General features: G+C 47.1%; 21 protein-coding genes and 1 other annotated feature. Of the genes, 2 read left to right on the forward strand and 19 right to left on the reverse strand.

What is annotated here, in order from left to right; translation table 11 throughout:
* Window positions 1–759: 759 nt before the first annotated feature.
* Window positions 760–1,305, reverse strand: coding sequence for a GNAT family N-acetyltransferase (locus KYJ26_RS13505; protein ID WP_219167927.1), 546 nt, complete (start codon window positions 1,303–1,305; stop codon window positions 760–762).
* 155 nt (window positions 1,306–1,460) lie between these two features.
* On the opposite strand from KYJ26_RS13505, the gene KYJ26_RS13510 reads away from it, so the two are divergent.
* Complete coding sequence (locus KYJ26_RS13510) at window positions 1,461–3,068, forward strand: amidohydrolase (protein WP_257475037.1); 1,608 nt, start codon at window positions 1,461–1,463, stop codon at window positions 3,066–3,068.
* 63 nt (window positions 3,069–3,131) lie between these two features.
* Here the strand turns inward: KYJ26_RS13510 and KYJ26_RS13515 are convergent, their stop codons facing one another.
* The 3 genes from KYJ26_RS13515 to KYJ26_RS13525 form a co-directional block, all read right to left on the reverse strand.
* Window positions 3,132–4,265: a DEAD/DEAH box helicase gene (locus KYJ26_RS13515; RefSeq protein WP_219167929.1), complete on the reverse strand. Its 1,134-nt coding sequence runs from the start codon at window positions 4,263–4,265 to the stop codon at window positions 3,132–3,134.
* 14 nt (window positions 4,266–4,279) lie between these two features.
* Window positions 4,280–5,602 (reverse strand): ATP-binding protein, encoded by a 1,323-nt coding sequence (locus KYJ26_RS13520; protein WP_219167930.1) that lies wholly within the window; start codon window positions 5,600–5,602, stop codon window positions 4,280–4,282.
* Window positions 5,603–5,666: 64 nt separating this feature from the next.
* The gene (locus KYJ26_RS13525) at window positions 5,667–6,839 is read right to left on the reverse strand and encodes a cation:proton antiporter (protein ID WP_219167931.1); all 1,173 of its coding nucleotides are present in this window, start codon (window positions 6,837–6,839) and stop codon (window positions 5,667–5,669) included.
* 181 nt (window positions 6,840–7,020) lie between these two features.
* On the opposite strand from KYJ26_RS13525, the gene KYJ26_RS13530 reads away from it, so the two are divergent.
* Window positions 7,021–7,326 (forward strand): AbrB/MazE/SpoVT family DNA-binding domain-containing protein, encoded by a 306-nt coding sequence (locus KYJ26_RS13530; RefSeq protein ID WP_226671775.1) that lies wholly within the window; start codon window positions 7,021–7,023, stop codon window positions 7,324–7,326.
* Between the two features lie 105 nt (window positions 7,327–7,431).
* On the opposite strand, the gene thrB is transcribed toward KYJ26_RS13530, so the two are convergent.
* From thrB to KYJ26_RS13605, 15 genes are all read right to left on the reverse strand, one after another.
* Window positions 7,432–8,361 (reverse strand): homoserine kinase, encoded by a 930-nt coding sequence (thrB, locus tag KYJ26_RS13535; RefSeq protein ID WP_219167932.1) that lies wholly within the window; start codon window positions 8,359–8,361, stop codon window positions 7,432–7,434.
* A complete protein-coding gene (gene thrC / locus KYJ26_RS13540) occupies window positions 8,358–9,419 on the reverse strand; it encodes a threonine synthase (protein WP_219167933.1) in 1,062 nt (353 codons plus the stop codon). Before thrC ends, thrB begins: the two co-directional genes overlap by 4 nt.
* Complete coding sequence (locus KYJ26_RS13545; protein ID WP_219167934.1) at window positions 9,416–10,714, reverse strand: homoserine dehydrogenase; 1,299 nt, start codon at window positions 10,712–10,714, stop codon at window positions 9,416–9,418. Before KYJ26_RS13545 ends, thrC begins: the two co-directional genes overlap by 4 nt.
* Before the next feature lie 511 nt (window positions 10,715–11,225).
* Window positions 11,226–12,209, reverse strand: a complete 984-nt coding sequence (gene ilvA, locus KYJ26_RS13550; RefSeq protein WP_257475038.1) for a threonine ammonia-lyase — start codon at window positions 12,207–12,209, stop codon at window positions 11,226–11,228.
* Window positions 12,209–12,814 carry a 3-isopropylmalate dehydratase small subunit gene (gene leuD / locus KYJ26_RS13555; RefSeq protein WP_219167935.1) on the reverse strand — a complete coding sequence of 202 codons (606 nt, stop codon included), beginning with the start codon at window positions 12,812–12,814 and terminating at the stop codon, window positions 12,209–12,211. The genes ilvA and leuD overlap by 1 nt, the downstream gene beginning before the upstream one ends.
* Window positions 12,815–12,826: 12 nt before the next feature.
* Entirely contained in the window at window positions 12,827–14,242 is a 1,416-nt protein-coding gene (leuC, locus tag KYJ26_RS13560) for a 3-isopropylmalate dehydratase large subunit (RefSeq protein ID WP_219167936.1), read from the reverse strand.
* Between the two features lie 75 nt (window positions 14,243–14,317).
* Window positions 14,318–15,430, reverse strand: coding sequence for a 3-isopropylmalate dehydrogenase (gene leuB, locus KYJ26_RS13565; protein WP_219167937.1), 1,113 nt, complete (start codon window positions 15,428–15,430; stop codon window positions 14,318–14,320).
* Window positions 15,431–15,489: 59 nt separating this feature from the next.
* A complete protein-coding gene (locus tag KYJ26_RS13570; RefSeq protein WP_219167938.1) occupies window positions 15,490–17,037 on the reverse strand; it encodes a 2-isopropylmalate synthase in 1,548 nt (515 codons plus the stop codon).
* Window positions 17,024–18,055, reverse strand: coding sequence for a ketol-acid reductoisomerase (ilvC, locus tag KYJ26_RS13575; protein WP_219167939.1), 1,032 nt, complete (start codon window positions 18,053–18,055; stop codon window positions 17,024–17,026). The genes KYJ26_RS13570 and ilvC overlap by 14 nt, the downstream gene beginning before the upstream one ends.
* A 49-nt stretch (window positions 18,056–18,104) precedes the next feature.
* Entirely contained in the window at window positions 18,105–18,629 is a 525-nt protein-coding gene (ilvN, locus tag KYJ26_RS13580) for an acetolactate synthase small subunit (RefSeq protein WP_044339131.1), read from the reverse strand.
* Window positions 18,626–20,347, reverse strand: a complete 1,722-nt coding sequence (gene ilvB, locus KYJ26_RS13585) for an acetolactate synthase large subunit (RefSeq protein WP_219167940.1) — start codon at window positions 20,345–20,347, stop codon at window positions 18,626–18,628. Before ilvB ends, ilvN begins: the two co-directional genes overlap by 4 nt.
* Window positions 20,348–20,569: 222 nt before the next feature.
* Window positions 20,570–20,826, reverse strand: a binding site (T-box leader).
* Window positions 20,827–22,494, reverse strand: coding sequence for a dihydroxy-acid dehydratase (ilvD, locus tag KYJ26_RS13590; RefSeq protein WP_219167941.1), 1,668 nt, complete (start codon window positions 22,492–22,494; stop codon window positions 20,827–20,829).
* 15 nt (window positions 22,495–22,509) lie between these two features.
* On the reverse strand, window positions 22,510–23,409 hold the full coding sequence (ilvE, locus tag KYJ26_RS13595; protein WP_219167942.1) for a branched-chain-amino-acid transaminase: 900 nt from the start codon (window positions 23,407–23,409) through the stop codon (window positions 22,510–22,512).
* A gap of 678 nt (window positions 23,410–24,087) precedes the next feature.
* Window positions 24,088–25,233, reverse strand: a complete 1,146-nt coding sequence (locus KYJ26_RS13600; RefSeq protein ID WP_219167943.1) for a homogentisate 1,2-dioxygenase — start codon at window positions 25,231–25,233, stop codon at window positions 24,088–24,090.
* Complete coding sequence (locus KYJ26_RS13605; RefSeq protein WP_219167944.1) at window positions 25,199–26,164, reverse strand: fumarylacetoacetate hydrolase family protein; 966 nt, start codon at window positions 26,162–26,164, stop codon at window positions 25,199–25,201. The genes KYJ26_RS13600 and KYJ26_RS13605 overlap by 35 nt, the downstream gene beginning before the upstream one ends.
* Window positions 26,165–26,167: the final 3 nt, after the last annotated feature.

Raw genomic sequence — 26,167 nt, forward strand, 5'->3', positions numbered from 1 at the left:
TAGAAGCACAGAGTGGATTGGAGCGGAAGGTGCTCGACTCCTGCGGGAAACGCGGGACAGGTGAGACCCCACAGGGCAAAGCCCGAGGAGGCTCACCGCCCGCCCCGCGGAAAGCGAGCACCTGCAGCGGAAAGGAACGGTCAACGCAAAACGAATCGCTCATTCACCAACCATCTCCAAAGGTTTTAAAAAGATTTTAAAAAACCAAGAAAAAATAAGATAAACCGAGATAAACACCCATTCCAATTCAAAAACCACCCCAAATCGTATTAAATTAATAATTCTGAACATTTGCATTAATTTTATAATTTGTTAATATATAATTAATAAATGATTTACAAACACAAACTTTAAAGGAAGGCGTGATTCCAATGAAGTGAGCTAGCAAAGCATATCAGCATCACATCTCGCTTTTGAGATCGGCCCGTGAAAACTGATTTCAAGATGTGTGGATATGTGGGAATGCGCAATCTTATTTCAGGAGATGATTCCAATGAAGAGTGTAAGCGAAGCATGCTAACATCATGGTACGTAAGAAGATAGCCCGTGAAAACTATCTTCGTAACATGTGGGCGTGTGGGAAAATCAACGGAAAGTGAAAATAAACTAATAAACCATGCAAGACCATTAATTTAATTGTTAAATGAATGTTACGTATGTGTATTAGTAAGAAAGGATAGTAAAGTTAATTGAATATGGTTTACTTAAGTTAAGACGCTGTTTATGTGGTATAGGCATAAGCAGCGTCTTAAATTTGTGTCAAAATTCTTCTTTTAATAAAGAGCAGACCGCCGCATCGCAGAAGACGCCTTTTTCAAATGCAGCTTTTCTTAAGATCCCTTCAAAAATAAAACCTGCCTTCTCCAGACTTCTCTTTGATGCCGTATTTTCCGGATCATAATACGCTTCTATGCGATTAAGGGCCATTTCTTCAAACCCGTATCGAAGGATCGGTTGCAATACTTCAGTGATCACACCTTGTCTCCAATAAGCAGGATGAACCTCAAATCCCACCTCAGCTTTAAAATGTTCTTTTTCCCATTGATGAAAACCGCAGCTGCCGATGATCTCGTTGGAATCGTTTAAAGCAATCCCCCACCTGATGCCTTCATTTACATGAAACCTTTCGTTCCATTTCTCAATGATTTCCTTCGCCTGCTTTTCCTCTTGAAAAGAGTCCAAATCATAATATCGTGTCACTTCATCTTTTGAAAAATAATCAAAAACATTGGGAGCATCCGTCTCTTGCATCTGACGTAAACGGAATCTTGCTGTTTCCATGACCGGAAAGGTTCGTGTCAGCATATTTCATTCTCCTTTTCTTCTTGTTCTACTTATTAATTCAACACGGGATTTTACAATGCCTTCTTATTAGATAAAGTTTCATAAAATCACAATTTGTGTTCTTTCCTATATCTGGTTACAATCGATATAACAGATGAAAAAGGATGGGAATGGCGATGAAAGCCGATAAAATTATTGTAAGCACTGCATTATTCACCGGAAATGCCTCTTTCCCTATTGATGGGTTTGCAGCTATCAAAAGGGATATGATTATTGGGGTTGGCCCACGTTCTGAAATGGAGGTTTATAAAGGATCAGGTACTGAAGTATGGGATGTCGGAAGTCGACTCGTAGTACCAGGGTTTCACGACTTTCATCTTCACTGGTTTTTAGGGGCGATGTTCGAAGGGTTTTGTCAATTGACTTTCGGTTCTACAGAAGACTTGACGGCGAAGATGGTGGCAGACTATGCGGGGAAGCACCCTGATGAGGAATGGGTGCTCGGGTTCGGTTGGCATCACGTACGCTGGCCAGGCCAGACGCTCCCCACACGTCATTCATTGGATAAATATATCCCACACCGCCCAGTCGTTCTCCTGAATGAAGAAGCTCATAGCGCGTGGTTGAATACGGCCGCCCTCGAAAAATTAGGGATTAACCGGGATTCACCTGAGCCCCCTTTCGGAAAGATTGAAAAAGATGACAGCGGTGAGCCAACAGGGTTTTTATATGAGACTGCTGTTCAGTATGTGGTGGAGGCCTTCCATTTTGATGAGAATGTGAAGCTTCGATTGATGAACGGGATGCTGAAGAAGGCTTCTTCCTACGGGATCACCTCCGTTTCCGACATGCTGCCCCTCCCCGGCTATACGTTAGGAGATCCCTCTTTCTATCAAGAATTTGAGGAAAAAGGAAAGCTCACGACACGCATTCATTTTCTGGATGTGTTGGATGGAGACCTTGAACGCAGTATCGGTTATAGAAATAAGTATCACTCCGACAAGCTTCAATTCTCAGGACTGAAGCAATTCTTGGATGGGGTCCCCCTCACCTATACCGGATATTTGCTGCAGCCATATGCTGACCGACCTGCAGAAACCGGCGGTACCATCTATGAGCCTGATGTGTACCGACAGTTAATCGAGGACGCTGACAGGCAAGGATTCCGTATCCGTCTTCACGCATGCGGGGATGCGGCAGTACGGATGGGCCTGGATCTTTATGAGCACGCCCGGGATGTGAATGGTTCAAGGGATTCACGGCATACGATCGAGCACATTGAAGTCTGCAGCCCAGAAGACTTCGTTCGTTTTCAGAAACTCGGGGTCATCGCGTCGATTCAGCCTGAGCATCTGACATCTGGATCAATGGACACCCATGCATATCTGGACCGACTCGGACCAGAACGTGCAAGGTATACATGGCCGATTGGGTCATTGCAGCAACATAACGCGAGCATCGCGTTTGGCACGGACTTTCCGATAGTGGATCTGAATCCTATGCTTGGCCTGTACAGGGCTGTCACCCGGAAGCATGAAGACGGCACTCCTCACGGCGGGTGGAATCCAAAAGAAAAGATCTCATTAGCGCATGCCCTGATTCATTACACGAAGTCCCCTTCTTATGGAAACTTCAGAGAGAATGATTTAGGGACAATCGAAGCGGGAAAGAAAGCCGACTTGGTCGTGTTGGACCGAAACCCATTCGCATGGGAAGCAGAGGCTATCCTTGAGACGAATGTGTGGTTGACCATCATGGACGGTGAGATTGTATTTGGGAAGTAGCGGCATGATATAACGCAATAAAGGTCCGTCCCTCACTCATGAGGGACGGACCTTTAACGTATGCTATTTTGTTTCCTGGTCTTGAAGGCCTCCACCACGGATCGTCTTTTCCTGGAATGGGAGGTTGAGTTCTTTGCTTAGTTTTTCAAGGAAGCTCAACTCGCGCTTTGAGACGAGACAGATGACGGTTCCTTCAGCTCCCATCCGGCCGGTTCTTCCTGAACGATGGATATATTGCTTAGTGTCACTCGGGAAGTCGAAATGGATGACGTGTGTGACGTCCGTGATATCCAGACCACGTGCAGCGACATCTGTTGTGAGAAGCATGGATACTTTACCTGAGCGGAAGCGGTCCAGTGATTGTTTACGCTCCATCTTGTTGGACTCCCCTGCCAGTACCTCGAGCTCGACTCCCTTATATTTAAGCTTTTCTTCCATTTCAGAGAGTTTCTCCAATTGATTGAAGAATACAAGTGCCTTGATTCCTTTGAAGTAAGAGATGCTTCTGAGGGCTTCCATCTTATCCCGCAGCTCACTATACACAAAGACATGATCCACTTTTGGATTATCCAGATTCGCTTCCATTTTGATGATTTCATAGTTTTGCAGTAGAGACTGTGCGACTTGTTCCGTTTCATCTGATAAAGTGGCAGAGAAGAATAGCACCTGACGTTCTTTCAGGGTCGATTTGATGATATCCTTCACTTCCCGGATATGTTCTGCTGAGATCATTAAGTCGAATTCGTCGACGACGATCGTTTTCACTTCATGCATCTTCAGCTTTTTCATTTTCATCAGTTCGATCATTCGCCCGGTTGTTCCGACAACGATATGCGGTTTCTTCTTCAGTTTCTCGACCTGCTTTTTAATATTCGCTCCACCGATGAAGGCAGCACTCGTTACGTCTGTCCCCTTCGCCCATTTCTGGATTTCCTGGTGTATCTGCATGACCAGTTCTCTTGACGGGGCAAGGATGACGGCCTGTGCCTGTTTTCTGGATAGATCAATGGCCTGGATGATCGGCAGCAAATAGGCAAGGGTTTTCCCTGTCCCTGTCGGCGATTCGCATACGACATCTTTCCCCTCCATGATGACCGGCACAACTTTTTCCTGTACAGGAGTTAAGGCAGTAAACCCTGATTCTTCCCAGTTTTTCTGTAGCGACGGAGAATGTATAATATCTGATATTGAATTCATTCGATTCGTCCTTTCTAATCGGCAAAGTCGGATGTAGTCTCACTTTCCTTGACAGGTAAGGTGATCTCCACTGCCGTTCCTTTTTGTATTTCACTTTTAAAGTGTATATGTCCTTTATGTCGTTCGATGATTTTCTGACAAACGGCGAGACCGAGACCCGTCCCTTTTTCTTTGGTCGAGTAAAATGGCTCTCCCAGATGCTCGATCCTTTCCGGTTCCATCCCCACACCATTGTCCTTTACGATGACACGAGCGTCCGTCCCATGCGGGGCCAATGTGATTGAGACCCTTCCATTTCTACCTGCAGGGATAGATTCCACTGCATTTTTAATAATATTGATGAATACCTGTTTCAGCTGATTGGATTCCCCTAACACACATAAAGGTTTCCCCTCGAGGTTTTCATATGTAATGGACACATTATCAAGATGGGCCTGTGCTTCCATAAGTATCAATACCTGCCGTAAGATTTCATCCAATCCCTCTTGCCGGAAATGGATTTCCTGCTGTTTTCCAAGTATCAACATCTCTCCCGATATCAAATCGATCCGGTCCACTTCAGATAGCATAATGTCCAGATGGCTGTCGTTAATAGACTTGGTCGACTGCATTAATTGGATGAATCCCTTTAAAGATGTAAGTGGGTTACGGATTTCATGGGCCACGGCAGCAGCCAATTGCCCTATCACTGAAAGCTTTTCAGATGCGACAACCATTTCTTCATTTTCTTTAATATGCGTAATATCCCTTGCAATCGCAAAGATCCCTGTCACGTTCCTGTTCACGATGATTGGAACGAGGGAGCAGCGCAGAATCTTCCTTTTCATGTTGGGCAAATGAATCGTGGTTTCAAATGTAGAGGCAAACCCTTTGAACGTTTCGAAAAAGTAGTCTGTGACACGTTTCATTTCTTCCCCTAGCAGGAATTGGCTGAAGTTCACTTCTTTTAATTCTTCAAATGTTGACTCAAGTAATCCCTCAGCCTCTCCGTTGACAGACATTACATCGCCGTCCAGACTCAATTCAAAGACGGCATCGGGGTTCTGCTCGAACAAGGAGTGATAGTGTTGATTCTTTATTTGCAGTTGTCTCTCTTTATTCATCAATTTATTATTTGATTCAATGAGTGCATGAGTCCTCCGATATAGGGATAAGAAGAGAATGGTACCCGTTACAAAAACAAAGAACCAGCCTTTATATCGTTGAAAGTAGATATACATATTAAGGTTTTCATGAGTCAGTGCCATAGAAAAATAATCGGATAACACAATCCAGAGAATTCCTAACAATACATAGGTGATGGTAACTCTTAAGGCAATGTCTTTAGCTTGTTTCATTTCGGAATGTTCACCTACATTCAGATAGTCTTTCTCCTATGGTTTCACAGTTCTTACCAATTTATCAATAATCTTTCCTCTCTTTCTCCCCTTTCAGGAAAAAGGTGGACAAAGGATAAATTCCAACGCTTTGTATCAGGAGCGACAGCATGATCACTCCGAATGTTAAGGAGTGCAGTAGAAGGGGACCTTGATCATCTAAACCTAATAATAACGCCACAGACATCGTGCCTTTAATTCCAGACCAGGTTAAGATGGATACTTCCTTCCATCCATACGTCTTTCTCCATGTTTCTTTCAATTTTACAACACCAATAATAATAACATAGCGAACAAATAATGAGAGAACAAAAAGGAAGAAGATCCATCCAATTAAAGAAAAAGAGAGATATCGCGTTGTCTGGATTCCGATCAATAAGAATAAAAAGGTTAAGATGGTCGGTTCAATCACAGTCCAGAATCCATCCAGATCCTTCCGGAAATGATTTTCCTTTATCATTTTTCCATACTCATAGGAAAGCAGGATTCCTGCCGATACAGTTGCAAGAACTCCTGAAACTCCCAGCTCCTCCCCTACGTAAAAGGTTCCGTATGCAAGGATGATACTCAGCATGATCTGATACCGCGAATCTGTCGTGAAATGGATTGCTTTACTCGCCAGCCATCCAAGCGTCACACCCAACACGATCCCTCCAAGGGAAACCAAAAGGAATTCTCCCATGAAAGAAGAAACGGAAAACGTCTCCCCTCCAAAGTAGATTCCAGCCACAACCGTAAAGAGAACGATACTTGTGCCATCATTGATCATCGACTCCCCCTCCACTACATCGGCTATATCATCTCTGTTTGAAGACTCTTTCAAGACCGATACGACCGAAACCGGATCCGTCGGTGTTAAGATGGCAGAAATCAGTAAAGCTTCTCCATAGGTCACAGGGATCCAAGGATGCAGACCATAGTACGTAAGAAGACTCATCAATAATGTCGTGATGACAATCCCCACCGTACTTAGGAGAGTGATGATTCCAGCATGCTTCTTTAAAGCCTTTGCAGGAAATTGATACGCGGATATAAATAGAAGCGCTGGCAGAAACCACTGAAATATTATATCCTTTGTCAGGGTGACATCAGAAAACGCGGGAACAAACGACAGCCCCATCCCAATAAGGAGCAAAACAACCGGCACGGGAATGTTCTTCTTCTTTTTGTCAAAGGTAAAGACGCTATAACCAATCATAAGCAAGATTAAAATATGTATAGGTTCGATGACTCACACCTCCAGTTACAAGTCTATTTCCACTCCTTTTATTTTACTAAACTCCACCCCAACCTTCTTCCTATTTTTTCAAAATGGCGTTTATTTACCGGAAAGTTGGTAAAAAGAGAAGCAAAAGGAAATTGAAAGCAGGTGATGCATCATGTTGAGCTTGATGTATGGCAGAAAACCGTTCAGTAAAAGTGGCACGATTACCCTTCCCCACAAATGGCGACAGCAGTTTGGGCTATTGCCGGGAAGGCTCGCAGAACTCGTCTATCAAAACAACTGCCTCTATATTAAACGCGCGTTGAAAGACTCCACCCATAACAAGCGCTACATCTCAGAAAAAGGAACTGTCCATATCCCAAAGGAACTCCGGGAAGAAATGGGGATGACTGATCAATCATCCTACTGCCTCCACATCAATGAAAAAGAAAATTGTTTTATGATCACCAGGGAGAAATAGTGAAACCAAGTATCTCCCAGGCTTCCTCGAAGAGCCTATATTTCCACCATGTTAAATGTACGCCCAGGGCAGAAAGCATAAAAACAAGGTCCGTCCCTCGCTCCTTTAAAGCGATGAGGGACGGACCTTTGGTTGTTGGAGGGTGATGGTGCTGCCGGACTCGGCAATGGATAGTTTACGGACATCCATGGATGGGAAGGTTTGCTCGAGCTGACGGTGGAGCCATTCGCCAGCTTCCCTTTCCACGAAGCAGGCAATCGTCGGGCCGGCACCGCTAAGGGCGACACCGAATGCGCCGAATCGTCCCGCCACTTCTTCTACGGCATCGTAGTGAGGGAGCAACTTTCTCCTGTGCGGTTGATGATATCGATCACGCTTCATCATCTTCCCGACCATGTCCCAATCGCCGGTCAAAAGCGCTGCCACAAGTACATTCGAAATGGATCCAGCCCCCACGGATTCTGCAAATGAATGAGTGGACGGAAGGACATTTCTCGAATCGGATGTTTTCAGCTCCGCTTTCGGGATGACGCATACGATTTCAATCGGAAGATCAGGTACGGTTATGATGTTGACACCCTTTTCATGCTGACAGCTGACGATGAACCCCCCGTAAAGTGATGCGCCAACGTTATCGGGATGACCTTCGAACCTGTTCGCAATGGAAAGCTTCCTCTCCCTGCTCAAGTTCAGGTCGCACAGGACATTTGCGAGCTCCACCCCGGCCACTACGGCAGCTGCGCTGGAGCCCAGCCCCCTCGTCAACGGTATGTCACTTGAAATATACAAATGGCACGGAGTAGGCTTCTTTCCGTATTCCTTACATACTTCTTTCACTACTTCAACAATGAAATGGGACTCATCAGCCGGAAATACCTCAAGTGCCGCCGACAGGGGAATCACTTGCCATTCGTCTGCCTCTTGTGCCTCAACGGTTAAATACACATCCAAAGCCAAGCCAAGCGAGTCAAAACCGGCACCTAAATTAGCCGTACTTCCCGGGACGACGATTCTCCAAGAGCGACGCCCCTTCATACCCCGATCGTTCCCTTAATGTAATCCTTCACCATTTCACGATCATTCGGTAATTTCACCGGTGTGACCGGGCTGCACTCCATGGCCGTAACCGGATCTTTCAAACCGTTACCCGTCAATACCGCGACTATCTTCGACCCTTTGTCGAGCAACCCTTTTTCCAAAGACTTCTTAACCCCGGCAATGGACGCGCAGGACGCCGGTTCGGCGAAGATTCCTTCTTTCCTTGCCATCAGCTGATACGCTTCAAGGATTTCGTCATCCGTCACTTCGTCGATATGACCATTTGATTCCCTCAAAGCGTCGACTGCCAATGTCCAGCTTGCCGGGTTCCCGATCCGGATCGCAGTGGCGACCGTTTCGGGCTGTGGAAATACACGGTCATGGACGATAGCCGCCGCACCGGAAGCTTCAAAACCGAACATCCTGGGCAGTGTGGAAGCGTGTTGACGAGAATATTCCTTAAATCCTTTCCAGTATGCTGAAATATTTCCTGCATTTCCGACGGGGATTGCCAGTACATCAGGAGCTTCCCCTAATCCGTCTATCACTTCGAAGGCAGCTGTTTTCTGCCCTTCCAATCGATACGGGTTCACTGAATTCACGAGAGTGACCGATTCGGTTTTGCTTAACTCCCGGACAATCTCAAGCGCTTCATCAAAATTCCCTTCAATTGAAATGATCTCTGCTCCGTACATGACGGCCTGTGCCAATTTCCCTTGAGCGATCTTCCCCTCGGGAATGACGACGATGCATTTGATTCCCGCCCTTGCAGCATAAGCCGCAGCGGAAGCACTTGTATTGCCGGTTGAAGCGCAAATGACTGTCGAGCTGCCGGCTTCCACGGCTTTCGCAACCGCGAGGACCATTCCCCGGTCCTTAAAGGAGCCCGTCGGATTCGCCCCTTCTACCTTTGCATAAAGCTCGATGCCCCATTCCCTGGACAGCGACTTCAGCTCGATCAGCGGAGTGTTTCCTTCGTTCAAGCTTAAAAGGGGAGTATCCGCATTTAATGGAAGATGTTCTTTATACTGCTCCAGTAGCCCTTTCCATCTCATCCTTTTTCTCCTCCTTCTACACGATATGAGCTTTCGATTGAATGAACCGCTTCATAATCCTTCAACTCCATCAAAATGTCCTCATAATGATCGAGTGACGCTTTGTGTGTCACCAGGACGATCTCGGCAAACTCATCACTTTCCAGGGGATTCTGCAGGATCTTCTCGAAACTGACTCCATGATTTGAAAAGATGGATGTCAGTTTGGCTAACACGCCCACTTCATCTTGTACATGCAGGCGCAGGAAGTATTTTGAATGAATTTCATTCCGTTCTTTCAACTTTTTCGGGAATTGAGGATTAACGGCACTCTTACCGTTGACCCCCAGTCTCATATTCTTCATGATTCCCACCATATCGGATACGACGGCTGTAGCCGTTGGGAGACTGCCGGCCCCGGGACCGTAGAACATCGTTTCCCCCACTGCTTCCCCGTAAACGTAAACGGCGTTATATTCGTCGTGTACGGAGGCGAGGGGATGTTCATTTTGAAGGAGAGTTGGTTCCACACTTACCTCAACCTTCTCCCCTTCCCTATGGGCGTATCCGATGAGCTTCATCGTATAACCGAACTGCTCGGCATATTGAATGTCATCACCCGTTACTTCCGTGATGCCCTTCACCTTCACATCGGCAAGGTCCACGTTCATGGAGAAACCTAATGTGGAGAGGATTGCCATCTTCCTTGCTGCATCCAGTCCGCCGACATCCGCTGTCGGATCCGCTTCAGCATAACCGAGAACCTGTGCTTCCTTCAAAACATCATCGAAGGTCCGTCCCTCTTTCGTCATCTTTGTCAAAATGAAGTTCGTTGTTCCGTTTACGATTCCCATCATTTTGGTGATGCGATCGGAGGCCAGGCCGTCTACTAAACTCCTTAAGATCGGGATGCCTCCAGCGACACTTGCTTCGTAGAATAAGTCACAGCCATTCTCCGATGCAGCCCTCAATAATTCCGGTCCATGGAGAGCCATGAGGTCTTTATTTGCCGTCACGACATGTTTACCCTCGTTTAGAGCATGAAGAAGATGCTCCTTTGTCGCTTCGATTCCACCCATGACCTCGACCACAATATCAATTTCAGGATCAAACAGGACTTCCTCAGGATTTAAGGTCAGTATGCTGTTTTCAATGTCGAGTCCCCTATCTTTCTCTAAATCCTGTACAAGGGCTTTTTTCACCGTCACCGGGCAGCCGATTTGATGGGATAATTTATCCTGATGATTCTCTACAATCTTCACCACTCCCGCTCCCACCGTGCCGAGTCCTAAAAGTCCGATTGAAATTGATTCCATAAGCCGAAAACCTCCATTTGTTTATTTCTCGTGTACATTTGTTCTTGTATAGTGGACATTATAGTTGAAAAAATTACCTATTACAATAGGTTTTTGCGTATTTTCAGAATGTAAGAGCTTTCAAGTTTAATTGATTGTGATGTTGCTGGTTCATTCTGGTTATCTCCACGAAAAACCTATGCTTTTCAAGGATCACCTATAATTTGTTGGTCTTTTTTTGGGTTGTTGCGGTACTATTATCTGTTCTGTTATTGGAGCACTTTCCTCATTTCCTGAGGCACTTCTAATCCCGACTTGTAGATAATTGCGTCATTTTAGTGAACAATTGCGTCATTATTTTGTTTATCGCGTCTTTTTCTCGATAATTGCGTCATTATCATGTTTATTGCGCCATTTCATCTAGTAATTGCGCCTTTTTTCCATTTATAGTAAATCCATCAACACCCGTACCAAATGGCTATAAACAGAGGACCGCCCCCAACTACTCACATAGTTAAGGACCGCCCCTCCTTTACACGATATGATGAAGCTGCCTGGCCATTTTGGATAAATCCCTGTACACAGGGATTTTGCTCGGATCGGCATTTCCGCCGCTGATGACACAGCCCACTTTCTTGCCTTTCACCTGAACCTTCTGGCACATGGCTGCCGCCAATGATGCGGCACCCGCTCCTTCGACCAGCGTCTTCTCCCGTTGCAGCATGAACATGATGCTGTAGGAGATTTCTTCATCCGTCACCGTGACCATGTCGTCTACATATTTCTGGATAATCGGAAATGTGAGTTCCCCGGGCTTCTTGACGAGAATCCCGTCTGCAATGGTGTGAACATGCTCCAGGGCCCCTTTATTTCTTCCTGTAAAAAAGTTATATGTCGCAGGTGCTCCCAGTGCCTGCACCCCCACGATTTGGACCCGTGGGTTGAAGGCCTTCACGGCCAGCGCCATCCCTGCGAGCAAGCCCCCTCCGCCGACGGGTACGAGGATCATGTCCAGATCACTGAGTTGTTGAAGCATTTCCAGTGCGACTGTCCCTTGTCCAGCCATCACTTTATGATCGTCAAATGCATGAACATACGTCGAGCCTTTTCTGATTTTCTCTTGGAGTGCTGCCCCGTAGGCTTCTTGATAGGTGTCTCCTGTCAATACGATTTCAGCTCCGTAGTGTTTCGTTGCCGCAACTTTGGTAGAAGGCGTCCGCTTCGGCATGAAGATCTTCGACGGAACCCCGCGCTTAGAGGCGGCCAATGCCACCCCCTGGGCATGATTCCCTGCCGATGCGGCAATGATGCCCTTGCCTGCTTCCGCGTCAGATAATGACATGATTTTATTCATGGCGCCTCTCACTTTGAATGATCCTGTTCGCTGCAGATTCTCCATTTTCAAATAGATTTCTCCACCTGTGTACGCATTCAGAGTAGATGATTGCTTTAACGGTGTTCGATGCACCTGATGACTGATTCGTTCCATCGCTTCTACAACTTCAGTGTTATCCATTAAATTCCCAAGTCACTCACCTCATATTTTTTTTCGTAGTCTTCGATATGTTTTCCGTAATGCAATGTCAGATCGATTTCATCCAATCCCTTTAACAACATCGTCTTCCAGTAAGGATCGACATCAAACGTGACACGGAGGCCCTCTGAATCACAAATGGTCTGATGCTCAAGGGACACTTCGATTTTATATAAATCTACCTGACTCTCATTTTTCAAAAGGGCATCCACTGTTGCTTCATCCAGCTGAATGGGAAGAATCCCATTTTTTAAACAATTATTATAAAAAATATCAGCGAAGCTTTTTGCAATGATCACTTGAAACCCATAGTCCTGAAGGGCCCACGGTGCGTGCTCCCTTGATGAGCCGCAGCCGAAGTTCTTTCCGCCAAGGAGAACCTCGGCATCGTGATATTGGGGGGTATCCAATAAGAAGTCTTTCCTTAAGGATTTCCCATCGTCTTCAAATCGCCAATGATAAAACAAATACTGGCCGAAGCCTTTCCGTTCGATCCTTTTCAGGAATTGTTTCGGGATGATTTGATCCGTATCTACGTTGTCTCTCCTGAGAGGAAACACTTTGCCTTCCACATGATTGATTGCCATGGGGTTCACCTCCTATGAAATCGGCAGTTTCTCAAGTTTACGAACATCTGTCAATTTACCGGTCACGGCAGCCGCTGCCGCCATGGACGGACTCAGCAGATGGGTTCTCGATCCATTTCCCTGCCGGCCTTCAAAATTCCGGTTGGAGGTAGATGCACAGCGCTTGCCCGGTGGAACGATGTCGTCATTCATGGCCAGGCACATGCTGCATCCGGCTTCCCTCCATTCAAAGCCCGCATCTTCAAAGACCGTATGCAGGCCTTCCGCTTCTGCTTCTTGCTTCACTTTATAAGAGCCTGGAACGACCAAAGCGGTGACCCCTTCCTTGACTTTGTGGCCCTTCACCACCTCAGCCGCCGCTCTCAGGTCACTTAAGCGCGAATTCGTACACGAACCGATGAACACATAATCAACCTCGATGTCCTCGATTCTCATACCAGCCTCAAGTCCCATATAATGAAGGGCCCTCTCCACTCCTTCTCTATCAGAAGGATCGCTATACTCATCCGGGTGAGGGACGGACCTCGAAATCGCAGCCCCCATACCTGGATTTGTTCCCCACGTGACATGCGGCTCGATTTCTTCACCCTTCACGTAGATTGTGTGATCATAGGCTGCGTCGCTGTCACTCGAAAGGGCTCTCCATTCTTCCTTGCACTGTTGGAATGACCGGTCTTTAGGCAGATATTTTCTTCCTTCTAAATAGCCAAAGGTCGTTTCATCGGGACTGATCAAACCTGCCTTCGCACCGGCTTCAATGCTCATATTGCAAACCGTCATTCTTTCTTCCATGGACAGATTGCGGATCACATCACCGGTGAATTCAATGACATATCCAGTCCCAAACCCCACTCCATAAGCGGAAATGATGTTCAGGATCACGTCTTTTGCCGTGACACCGAAACCAAGCTCCCCTGATACTTCCACTTGAAGGGTTTTCGGTTTCGATTGCCAAAGGGTCTGTGTCGCCAGCACGTGCTCCACTTCACTCGTCCCGATCCCGAAGGCCAGTGCGCCGAACGCACCATGGGTTGAAGTGTGACTGTCCCCGCAAACAATGGTCTTCCCTGGCTGGGTCAAACCAAGTTCCGGCCCGATGACGTGGACGATCCCTTGATCGGGGTGATGTATATCAGCAAGGGTGACGCCGAATTCTGCACAATTTTTCTTCAGTGTATCCATTTGCAGTCGTGCGATTTCATCTCTCACAATGTGTCTCTCCCTTGTCGGAACATTGTGATCCATGGTTGCGTACGTTAAGTCCGGTCTGCGAACGCTGCGATCTTTTAAGCGCAGCCCTTCAAATGCCTGGGGGGATGTTACTTCATGTACAAGGTGCAGATCAATATAAAGTAAATCCGGCTTTCCCTCTTCTCTGTGCACAATATGTTTTTCCCAAATCTTTTCGATGATATTTTTCCCTGCCATGAACTCCCTCCTGGTTTGGTACAATTTTATTTCCATAACGTCCGTGCTCCGGGGCTTCGACCCTGCGAACCAATTTTATAAGTAAGCCGCCAAGATTGAAGATAGGGCGTGATCGGCTTCCAGTCGCTCCACCACCATCTGGCTCATGGTACCTGTACCGACAACGGTTCCACGCCCCATTGTCCAAAGGTCTCCTGTACGGTATCCTGCATTCAAGACTTCCTGGACGGCCATTTCAATCATTTCCGCTTCTTCTTTTAAACCGAAGGAATGACGAAGCATCATGGCTACCGACAAAATCATGGCAAGAGGATTGGCTTTTCCTTTTCCTGCAATATCAGGGGCTGACCCGTGAACCGGTTCATACAGTCCGAAAGAGTCTCCCCTCAGGCTTGCGGATGGCAGCATGCCCAGTGAGCCTGTGATCATCGAGGCTTCGTCGCTCAGGATATCCCCGAACATATTCTCTGTCACCAGCACATCGAATTGCTTCGGCTGATACATCAGCTTCATCGCCGCTACATCAACCAGCATGTGCTCCACTTCTACATCCGGATATTCAACCGCCACTTCATTCACGACTTCCCGCCACATTCGACTAGTTTCCAAAACATTTGCCTTGTCGACGGAGGTTAATTTCTTCTTGCGCTTCTGAGCAAGCTTAAAGGCTTTGTGGACGATCCGTTCGATTTCACTTTTTTCATAGACCAGTGTGTCAACGGCTACTTCATCCCGTTTCCCCTGGCGACCGGACGGCTGACCGAAGTACAATCCTCCTGTCAGTTCGCGGACAATCACTAAGTCTACCTCTTCCACGATTTCGCGCTTTAAAGGAGAGGCACCGAGCAGGCTCTCGAATGCCTTCACCGGGCGCAGGTTCGCGAATAAATCGAACTCTTTGCGGATGGCCAGGAGCCCTTTTTCCGGACGGGTTTCCTTCGGCAGATGCTCCCATTTCGGTCCTCCGACAGCACCTAATAGGACGGCATCACTCCCTTTGCAAAGCTTGATCGTTTCAGGAGGTAATGGCGTACCAAAGCGATCTACAGCAGAGCCGCCGATGTATCCTTTCTCCACTTCGAATTCATGGCCGAACCAATCACCCACTGCCTTCAGTACTTCTAATGCCCCGTCCATAATCTCTTGACCGATACCGTCTCCTGGTAGTACAGCGATTTTTTTCTTCATTAGAATTACCTCCTGCTTATTGGTTTTAGGGAAGGCCCCTGACTTCAGGGACCTTGATCTTACAAACTGGCTTCTACTCTTTCCCTTTGTTGAGATTTCCGTTGAGATAGTCGGTTCACTGCGTTTAAGTACGCACGGGCCGATGCTTCCAGTACATCCTGGGCCGTTCCGCGTCCGCTTGTCTTTTCTCCGTCATATTCAAGTCTTACATATACTTCTGCCAGGGCATCCCGGCCCCCGCCGACCGAGTTGATCTTGTAATCCAGCAATTTTGAAGACTCTGGAAGGATTTTCTCGATTGTGTTGTAGATGGCTTCTACACTTCCTGATCCCGTTGAAGCGAGCCTCGTTACGCTTCCGTCCTCGAACTTCAACTCGATTGTGGCTGTCGGTATATTGTCCATGCCGTATTGAACCTGCATTCGTTCTAAAGTAAAACCGACAGATTCGGCCATCTCCGTCTGCTTATTGGTCAGGATGCTGAAGAGATCTTCATCGACGATTTCCTTCTTCTTGTCTGCCAAATCTTTAAACGTATGAAATGCTTCATTCAGTTTTTCATCACTCAGTTCAAAGCCCAGTTCGACGGCCTTATTTTTGAAAGCATGGCGGCCTGAGTGTTTCCCGAGTACCAGACGATTCGAGTTTACTCCGATCAGTTCCGGAGTGATGATTTCGTATGTCGTTTTTTCTTTCAGTACTCCATCCTGATGGATGCCTGATTCATGGGCAAAGGCATTGTCACCGACGACTGCTTTATTAGCGGGTACCCTCATTCCCGTCAGCTTGCTGACAAGAGAACTGGTTTTCTTAATTTCGTCTAATTTAAGCCGGGTTGTCGCTCCGTAAAAATCTTCACGGATCCGAAGTGCGACCGCCACTTCCTCCAGGGCTGCATTACCGGCACGTTCACCGATACCGTTAATGGTCCCTTCAATTTGGTCGGCTCCGTTTTCGATGGCTGCAAGGGAGTTGGCAGTCGCCATACCAAGATCATCATGACAGTGTGCCGAAAGCTTCACACCGTCGATATTCGGGACGTTTTCCCTTACGTATCGAAACAGTTCGCCGTATTTATGAGGGGTGATATACCCCACCGTATCAGGGAGATTGATGACTGAAGCTCCCGCATCAATGACCCTTTCCATGATTTTGACCAGGAAATTGAGATCCGACCTGCAAGCATCTTCTGCCGACCACTGAACGACGGGGAAGAATTTCTTCGCATATTGTACGGCCTGGACGGCGGTATCGATGACCTGATCCGGTGTCATCTTCAGCTTATGGGTCATGTGGATGGGCGAAGTGGCAAGGAAGACATGCAGCCTTGGTTCCGCCGTTCCTTTCAGGGATTCCCATACTGCATCAATGTCTCTTTGCTGAGCCCGCGCCAGCCCCGTTACGGAACTGTTTTTAATAGTGGAACCGATCCTCTGTACAGCATCGAAGTCTCCTTTTGAAGCTGCAGGAAATCCAGCTTCAATAATGTCAACACCCAGTCTTTCAAGCTGCTTCGCCACCTCGATTTTTTCAATCGTATTCAGATTCACACCGGCTGACTGTTCACCGTCCCGTAGAGTCGTGTCAAAGATCTCAATGGTTCGCACTCGCTACCACTTCCTTTTCTTTAGTAGAAGGTTTCTGTACAAATGGCATCATTTTACGAAGCTCCCTGCCAACGACTTCAATCGGATGCTGGCTCTCACGTTGGTTGATGGCGTTGAATTCCGGTCGGTTTGCCTGGTTCTCCAGGATCCATCCCTTCGCAAATTTTCCTGTTTGGATATCCGTCAGAACTTCCTTCATGCGGGCTTTCGTTTCTTCGTTCACGACCCGTGGTCCTGACACGAAATCCCCCCATTGAGCGGTATCGGAAATCGAATAGCGCATCCCTTCCAGTCCCTGCTCATACATCAGGTCGACGATCAGCTTCAATTCGTGTAAACACTCGAAATAGGCAACTTCTTTTTGATAACCGGCTTCGACAAGAGTTTCGAACCCTGCTTTGACAAGGGATGTCACCCCTCCGCAAAGGACCGCCTGTTCCCCGAATAGATCGGTTTCCGTTTCTTCCTGGAATGATGTTTCTAGGATTCCGGCACGCCCTGCCCCTACACCCTTTGCATAGGCTAGGGCCAGTTCAGCTGCTTGGCCGGTAGCGTCTTGATAAACCCCGAAAAGTACAGGTACACCGGCTCCTTCTTCAAACGTCCTTCTTACGAGATGCCCCGGTCCTTTCGGTGCTACAAGGAAAACGTCTACGTCTTCCGGCGGAACGACCTGATGGAAATGGATATTGAATCCGTGTGCAAATGCCAATGCCTTTCCTGCTGACAATGCCGGTTTGATTTCCGCTTCATACACTTTCGGCTGATGCTCATCCGGCAGGAGAACCATGATGACATCTGCCTGTTCGCTCGCTTCCCGCACGGAGTAGACATCGAAGCCGTCTTTTTCCGCCTGGTCCCATGACTTTCCTTTTCGCAATCCGACTACAACATCAAAGCCGCTTTCCTTCAGGTTCTGCGCATGTGCGTGACCCTGTGAACCATAGCCGACAACCGCTACTTTCTTCCCTTTTAGAACCTCTTCATTTACATCTCCGTTATAATATACCTTTACCATTTCCCTCATCCTCTCCATTTTTTGAATAATAAGTTTTTTTAAGTTACTTCTAATTCACAATCGAATACTGTTTCAAATCCGTGACCGATTTTCCATTGCCCCTTGCAAATGCCGTGATGCCGGTTCGGGCGATCTCTTTGATTCCATAAGGTCTTAACAGGTCAATGATCGCTTCGATCTTGGATGTCTCCCCGGTTACCTGAACTGTTACGCTGTCCCTTGCCACATCAATGATCGCGGCCCTGAACGGTTCAACAATGCCGTTGATTTCGGATCGGGTCTGGCCTGTACTCAGGACTTTGATGAGGGCCAGTTCCCTGGCGACCACTCCTTGATCGGTGATATCGGACACCTTGAGGACATCAATCTGTTTATGGAGCTGCTTTAAGAGCTGCTCGATTTTACGATCGTCCTCTACATTGACGACAAAGGTCATCCGCGAAATTCCTTCGACTTCTGTATAACCGACGGAAATACTTTCGATATTAAACTGACGTTTTGTAAACAATCCGGTCACCCGATTCAAGACACCGCTTCGGTTATGAACGAGGGCCGTTACAATCCGTTTCCTCATGGTTTCACTCCTAACATTTCGTGTAATCCTTTTCCTGGAGCCACCATCGGGTAGACGTTTTCCTTCGGATTCACCCAGCAATCGATGAGAACCGGTTCATCACTCGTTAATGCCGCTTTTAAAACCGTATCTACTTCTTCCTGGGTTTTCACTTGATACCCTTTGATTCCGTATGATTCAGCCAGTTTCACAAAATCAGGCTGGGTGGAAAAAACCGATTGTGAATATCTCTCTTCAAAAAATGTTTCCTGCCACTGTCTCACCATGCCCAGTGTGCCGTTATTGAGAAGGACCACTTTCACAGGAAGGTTCAATTCTTTCAGGAGAACAAGCTCCTGAAGAGTCATCTGGAATCCACCATCTCCTACAAAAGCAACCACCGTGCTGTCGGGATTCGCTAATTGAGCACCGATCGCTGCCGGGAACCCGAATCCCATCGTGCCGAGCCCACCGGATGTAACCCAGTTATTCGGCTTTTTAAAAGAATAGTACTGCGCCGCCCACATTTGATGCTGTCCGACGTCCGTTGTGACGACCGCTTCCCCGTTCGTCATTTCATACACCTGCTCAATGAGGCGTTGGGGTGATAGGACATCATGTGCCTGGTTATACCAGAAAGGATATTTCCTTTTGTAAGAGCGCAGATGATGATGCCAGGCATCAAAATCAGGCTTTTCCGTTTCATGCTGCAGAATTTTTGCGAGTGCCTGCTTGGCATCGGCTACAATTGGGATCTGTGTTTCAACGTTCTTCCCGATTTCAGCAGGGTCTATGTCAATGTGGACCACTTTGGCCCTTGGTGCAAAGGTAGCGAGATTCCCAGTCAACCTGTCATCAAACCGGGCACCGATATTGATGAGCAGATCACATTCGTGGATGGCCATATTACTGGCATAACATCCATGCATGCCCGCCATGCCCAAGAAAAGTGTATGGTCTGCCGGGAATCCCCCTAAACCAAGCAGGGTGTGGATCACCGGAATGTCATATTGTTCTGCGAATGCCTTCAATTCCTCAGTTGCTTTCCCATGAAGGACTCCAGCTCCCGCTAAAATGACGGGCTGTTTTGAAACCTTGATGGCATCCACCAGCTTCTTGATTTGGAGAGGATTCGGGTGAAAGTTAGGCTGATATCCCGGTAAGTCCATTTCCACTTCATGTACCGCGAATGCTTGCTGCAGAGTCAGATCTTTCGGAATATCCACGAGTACCGGTCCCGGTCTTCCGGTTGAGGCAATGTGAAAAGCCTCCTTCACGATCCTCGGTAAATCTTTAATATCCCGAACCTGATAATTATGCTTGGTGATCGGCATCGTAATCCCCACTACGTCCGCCTCCTGGAATGCATCGGTTCCGATCACCCCTGAAGCTACCTGCCCCGTGAACACTACCAGTGGAAGTGAATCCATCATGGCATCCGCGATCCCTGTCACAAGATTCGTCGCTCCAGGTCCCGATGTCGCAATGACGACACCCGGTTTTCCTGATACCCGGGCATATCCTTCCGCCGCGTGGATGGCCCCTTGCTCATGACGGGCGAGTACATGCTTGATCGGGGCTTTGTAAAGAGCATCGTAAATCGGCAAAACCGCTCCCCCAGGGTACCCAAACAGAATCTCGACCTTTTCCTCCTTCAAAGCCTTCATGAGCATATCAGCACCGTTGACGTTTTCTGTCAGTGTCTGTGAAGCCGGTTCTGCCTCAACTTTTGCTCTCATTGCGTATCTCCTCCCTTTTTTTAAAAGCGCAGGCGGCTCGGTCAGGCCCGACAAGCATAAGGCAAGGTCGCTGAAAAGGCGTTTGTTGCCTTTTTGGCGAGATTGGCTTATGACCTCGAGGGACTAGCCGCCGGAGCTGGATATATTAAAACGCATGCTTTATTCATCCACCTTTTGCAAACAAAAAAGACCTTTCCACCCACTACGTCAGAGTTCATCTTTCGCAGGGGCGAAAAGGTCTTTATCCTTTCCACGGTACCACCCTAGTTCAGAGATGCCAGTGCATCTCCCTTTGCAGGCCGATCGGTTTCACCGGCCTTTGTTTTTGTAACGAGTATCATCTACTCGATCGTTCCTACTTACAGAGTTCAGAACGATACTCAGAGGGGATGTCGGTATTGGATGTATTACTGGTTCTCAGCACCACCAGCTCTCTGAAAATACGATTCCCAATCCTTTTACCTCTTCAACGCTTTCCATTATTCCGTTTTCAAGATTCCACCGGTGCTTGCTGATGTCACAAGCTTCGCATATCTTGCCAGATAGCCTTTTTTGATTTTCGGAGGAGGCTGTACCCACTCCTGATGCCTGAATTTCAACTCTTCTTCTGATACCATAAGGGAAATCGTCCGGTTCGTCAGATCAATGAAGATGGCGTCTCCATTTTCCACGACACCGATCGGTCCTCCTTCAGCCGCTTCCGGGGAGACGTGACCGATTGAAATACCACGGGATGCTCCTGAAAATCGTCCGTCGGTCATGAGGGCGACTTTCTTTTCGAGTCCCCTTCCAGCAATGGCTGCTGTCGGTGCGAGCATTTCCGGCATTCCCGGACCACCCTTTGGCCCTTCATACCTGATGACCACAACATGCCCTTCTTTCACTTCCCCACTTTCGATTCCGGCAAGGGCATCATCCTGGGATTCGTAGACAATCGCTTCTCCCATGAATGTTTTAATCGATGGATCGACTGCCCCTACTTTGATGACCCCGCCGTTTGGAGCGATATTCCCGAAGAGGACGGATAATCCTCCGACTGGACTGTGGGCATTCTCCCTGCGACGGATGACATCATCATTTTGAATATGGGCATCCTTCACATTTTCATAAAGGGACTTTCCTGTAACCGTGATGCGATCCTTGTGTACAGCTTCCATTTCACAAAGTTCTTTAATGATGGCGCTGACCCCTCCGGCATTGTGTACATCCTGCATGGAGTAATCGGAGGCCGGGCTTATCTTGGATAGATAGGGTACACGCTCAGCAACTTTATTGATCCGGTTGATGTCGTAATCGATTTCCGCTTCATTGGCAATGGCCAGTGTGTGAAGGACGGTATTGGTCGATCCCCCCATGGCCATGTCCAGTGCAAATGCGTCATCAATCGTATCCTCCGTTATGATATCTCTTGGCTTGATATCTTTTTTCACCATTTCCACCAGGTGTTTTGCTGCATCCTTGATCAATTTGTGCCGTTCTTCTGAGGTGGCTACGATTGTTCCGTTCCCCGGTGGAGCCATTCCAAGCATCTCCATCAGGGAATTCATGGAGTTCGCTGTGAACATCCCTGAACAGGATCCGCATGTCGGACATGCATTGGCCTCGATATCAAGAAGCTGTTCTGCCGTCATCCTTCCTGACTGATGGGCACCGACCCCTTCAAAAACAGATACGAGTGATAATGGCTTTCCTTCACTTGAAACCCCTGCTTCCATAGGGCCTCCTGATACGAAAACGGAAGGGACATTGGTTCTGACTGATGCCATCAGCATACCCGGTGTGATCTTGTCACAATTCGGAATGTAGAATACTCCATCGAACCAGTGGGCATTGATGACGGTTTCTGCTGAGTCGGCGATCAGTTCACGACTCGGCAATGAGTACCGCATCCCGATGTGTCCCATGGCGATCCCGTCATCAACACCGATCGTGTTGAATTCGAAGGGGATTCCTCCAGCTTCCCGGATCGCTTCTTTCACGACCTGGGCAAATCCGTTTAAATGCATATGACCCGGGATGATATCAATGTAGGAGTTACATACCCCGATAAACGGTTTTTCCAGGTCTTCAAGCTTTACTCCCGTCGCATAAAGTAAACTGCGGTGAGGAGCTCTGTCGATTCCTTTCTTGATCATGTCACTTCGCACGTCATCACCTCCAACTTAGCCGACTTGAGCATTTTGTTTGTAAACTTTTCTTCCATCCTGCGTGACAGTGTTTCTGAACTCCTGTAATAATTGGTTTGTATACTTTCCAGGCTTCCCTTCTCCGATCACTCGTCCGTCCACTTTCACAACGGCAATGACCTCGGCTGCGGTTCCTGTCAAGAACACCTCATCTGCTGTGTACACATCATGACGGGTGAACACTTCCTCTTTCATCTCGAACCCTAATTTTTCGGCAATTTCGATGATGGCATTGCGGGTGATCCCTTCAAGGGCCCCTACATATCCAGGCGGCGTCAGGATCTTTCCTTTTTTGACAATGAAGATATTGTCCGCCGATCCCTCGGCTACGTATCCTTGATCGTTCAACATCAGTGCTTCGCTTACACCGGCGAGGTTCGCTTCGATTTTAACGAGAATGTTATTTAAGTAGTTTAGAGATTTAACCTTCGGAGAAAGAACATCTGCCCGATTCCGGCGGCTCGCTACCGTCACGATATCAATGCCCGTTTCATATAAGCTTTTAGGGAATAGAGCCAATTGTTCTGCAATGACGATGATTTGTGGCTTTCTACAAGTAAATGGATCCAATCCCAAGTTTCCAACACCTCTAGAAATGACCACACGTATGTAGGCATTTTCCAGCTGATTTTTTTTCAATGTATCAACGATGATGTCACTCATTTCTTGTTTGGACATCTCGATATGCAGCATGATGGATTTTGCTGAGTCATAAAGGCGATCAACATGTTCTTCTAAACGGAATACGTTCCCATCGTACATTCGAATCCCTTCGAACACTCCATCTCCATATAGAAAACCATGGTCGTACACAGATACAACTGCGTCTTCCTTTTTTACGTATTGTCCGTCTAAGTAGATCCATTGTTCGTTCATGTTAATCATTCCTTTCCGGCTGGTAATTTATTTGATTATTCAGAAATTTATTTGTGCAACGGTAGTGCGTTGACTAATGGAGCCTGATAGGCGTGCGGCTCGATTCGCTTTTCATTGCCGCTTCCCGGTGGCTCAAGATTTTTTTATTGAGGACAATATTACTCCCGTTTTCCGGGTAGGTCAACAGGCTTTTTGTAAATTATTTGACTATTTAGATTAATCTGATTATAAGTAAACGCTTACATCTTTGTCCTAATGGAGTTTGTTGCATTAAAAATTTTTTTGAGATTTTTTTATTTTCGGAGGAAAAGGAAGCTCCAGATCAAGCATGGATGCATGACATATATTTTTCGACAAAATCCTGTGGGAATGGTGGTTCGGGGAGTTTAGACACCTGTGTAAAGGCATGGGTTATTCTCATTGAAAAATCCCAGATGAGAATGCTTTTTTTCAATTCTAGAGAATGTTGTATGATTATTCATTAAAAAAGAATCAATTCCTTCACCTACGATATGATAAAAGTTTATACTTCATCCTCCTTTCACCATCTAAATGCAAGTTCTTGATTTGGATAATATTCCGCACAGAAATATATTTCCACACTTTAGACATCCTTCCATTTTAAACTCTGTACAAATAAAAAAGAATCAATCCAAAATCTTTGGATTGATTCTTTACCTATACCCACGTAAACATATAATTTGGATCTTCGACATCCTTTGCTTTCTTTACGATCTTCAACGGCTTAAAGGTATCGATCATCACGGCGAGTTCCAAGGTTTCTTTTTTTCCGATGCTCGCTTCCGTCGTTCCTGGATGAGGACCGTGTGGAATACCGCTCGGATGAAGGGTGATCGATCCTTCCTTGATTCCCTTTCTGCTCATGAAGTTTCCTTCCACATAGTACAGAAGCTCATCACTGTTCACATTGCTGTGATTATAAGGAGCAGGGATCGATTCCGGATGGTAATCATATAATCTCGGCACGAATGAGCACACAACAAAGTTATGCCCTTCAAACGTTTGATGAACAGGCGGCGGCTGATGGACACGGCCTGTGATCGGCTCGAAATCTTCAATGTTGAATACCCACGGATACAAATATCCATCCCATCCGACTACGTCCAATGGATGATGATCCAAGACATGGGAATGAAGGGCACCCCTGGATTTAGTGATCACCTCGAATTCTCCCTCTTCATCCATGGTTGCAAGAGTCTCAGGCCCACGTATATCACGTTCACAAAATGGACTATGCTCCAATAGCTGTCCATACTCATTGCGATAGCGGCGTGGCGTTGTGATCTGACTGAAGGACTCGACAATCAGCATCTTCGTTTCTTCTTCGGGAACGACACGATAGATCGTTCCAATCGGAATCACCACGTAATCCCCTTTTCCATACGTGATCGTTCCGAACATGGTTTCCACTTTCCCTTTCCCAAAATGGATATAAAGCATTTCATCCCCATCACCATTCCGGTAAAAGCTTGTCATCTCTTCCGTGACATAAGCCGTTCCGATCAGCAGATCCGAATTTCCGAGTAAATACTCACGACTCTTCAATGCGCATCCTTTTTTCTCGACTCTGTCTGTAAAGAAATGTCGGTGGCGCAAAGCCCCCTCTTCTTCAAACTCCGGCATATAACTCCCTAAATACTCTGTTTTCGCCACTGCCGTCGGCAAATGATGATGATACAAAATGGACTGTGTCCCTGAGAACCCTTTCGTTCCCATGACCTGCTCCCTGTAAAGCGTGCCATCATCCTTTTTAAACATGGTGTGACGTTTATGAGGTATGTTCCCCAGTTGACGATAGTACATGCTCTTCCTCCTCTCTTCTCATGGCAATCGTATTCTGCAAAACTCCCAGTCCCGTAATCTCTAATTCCACCACATCCCCGGGCTTCAACCACGGGTGTGTTTCAGGCCCAAGCTCTAAGATACATCCTGTACCTACAGTACCGGATCCGATGATCTCACCTGGGTACAGGGTGACGTCTTTGGAGGCACGCTCGATCATGTCCAGAAACGTATAATGAATATCTTGATAATTCCCCTCGGATAGGAGTCTCCCGTTCACCTTCGCCGTCATGGACAGGTCCAAACGGTCACCGTTGCGATAGACTTCCAGTTCATCCTTTGTCACCAGATACGGGCCGATGGATGTAGCAAAATCCTTTCCTTTCGCTGGACCAAGCCCGACTTTCATTTCATGCTTCTGAATGTCTCTGGCACTCCAGTCATTCATGACGACATATCCATAAATATGGTCTTCCGCCTTGTCCCTGGAAATGTTCCTGCCTTTTTTCCCGATGACGCAGGCGATTTCCAGTTCATAATCGAGCCACTCACAGCCTGTAGGAATTTCGATGGAATCGAGAGGACCCTTCACAGCCAAGTGGTTCGTGAAATAGAAGACGGGGATGTCATACCACTCTGGAACCACATCCAGCCCCCTTCGTTTTCGGGCCGTTTTCACATGCTCTTCAAATGCATAGAAATCCCTTATGCTGACAGGTCTTGGAATCGGCGACTTGAGTGCGACTTCACGTAATGAATACACTCCCTCGTTCTCCGCTGAAAATGTGCCAAGCTCCTTCATTCGTTTCAGGCCTTCATCTCCAAGATCGATGATGGATAACAAATCTTTAGGAAGACACTTTCCACTTACAACATGGATGTCTACAACCAGTTCACCCTGGAGGAAGCCTGCCCGTACTTCTCCTTCTTTCTCAAAACTAACCAGTTTCACGTG

The organism is Rossellomorea orangium (assembly GCF_019334305.1).
In the GTDB taxonomy this organism is placed as follows: Bacteria; Bacillota; Bacilli; order Bacillales; family Bacillaceae_B; genus Rossellomorea.

Bases quoted from the DNA above. Each gene is read 5' to 3' on its own strand.
- KYJ26_RS13505 (WP_219167927.1), bottom strand. From the start codon at position 1,305: ATGCTGACACGAACCTTTCCGGTCATGGAAACAGCAAGATTCCGTTTA.
- KYJ26_RS13510 (WP_257475037.1), top strand. From the start codon at position 1,461: ATGAAAGCCGATAAAATTATTGTAAGCACTGCATTATTCACCGGAAAT.
- KYJ26_RS13515 (WP_219167929.1), bottom strand. From the start codon at position 4,265: ATGAATTCAATATCAGATATTATACATTCTCCGTCGCTACAGAAAAAC.
- KYJ26_RS13520 (WP_219167930.1), bottom strand. From the start codon at position 5,602: ATGAAACAAGCTAAAGACATTGCCTTAAGAGTTACCATCACCTATGTA.
- KYJ26_RS13525 (WP_219167931.1), bottom strand. From the start codon at position 6,839: ATGATTGGTTATAGCGTCTTTACCTTTGACAAAAAGAAGAAGAACATT.
- KYJ26_RS13530 (WP_226671775.1), top strand. From the start codon at position 7,021: ATGTTGAGCTTGATGTATGGCAGAAAACCGTTCAGTAAAAGTGGCACG.
- thrB (WP_219167932.1), bottom strand. From the start codon at position 8,361: ATGAAGGGGCGTCGCTCTTGGAGAATCGTCGTCCCGGGAAGTACGGCT.
- thrC (WP_219167933.1), bottom strand. From the start codon at position 9,419: ATGAGATGGAAAGGGCTACTGGAGCAGTATAAAGAACATCTTCCATTA.
- KYJ26_RS13545 (WP_219167934.1), bottom strand. From the start codon at position 10,714: ATGGAATCAATTTCAATCGGACTTTTAGGACTCGGCACGGTGGGAGCG.
- ilvA (WP_257475038.1), bottom strand. From the start codon at position 12,209: ATGGATAACACTGAAGTTGTAGAAGCGATGGAACGAATCAGTCATCAG.
- leuD (WP_219167935.1), bottom strand. From the start codon at position 12,814: ATGGCAATCAATCATGTGGAAGGCAAAGTGTTTCCTCTCAGGAGAGAC.
- leuC (WP_219167936.1), bottom strand. From the start codon at position 14,242: ATGGCAGGGAAAAATATCATCGAAAAGATTTGGGAAAAACATATTGTG.
- leuB (WP_219167937.1), bottom strand. From the start codon at position 15,430: ATGAAGAAAAAAATCGCTGTACTACCAGGAGACGGTATCGGTCAAGAG.
- ilvC (WP_219167939.1), bottom strand. From the start codon at position 18,055: ATGGTAAAGGTATATTATAACGGAGATGTAAATGAAGAGGTTCTAAAA.
- ilvN (WP_044339131.1), bottom strand. From the start codon at position 18,629: ATGAGGAAACGGATTGTAACGGCCCTCGTTCATAACCGAAGCGGTGTC.
- ilvB (WP_219167940.1), bottom strand. From the start codon at position 20,347: ATGAGAGCAAAAGTTGAGGCAGAACCGGCTTCACAGACACTGACAGAA.
- ilvE (WP_219167942.1), bottom strand. From the start codon at position 23,409: ATGAACGAACAATGGATCTACTTAGACGGACAATACGTAAAAAAGGAA.
- KYJ26_RS13600 (WP_219167943.1), bottom strand. From the start codon at position 25,233: ATGTACTATCGTCAACTGGGGAACATACCTCATAAACGTCACACCATG.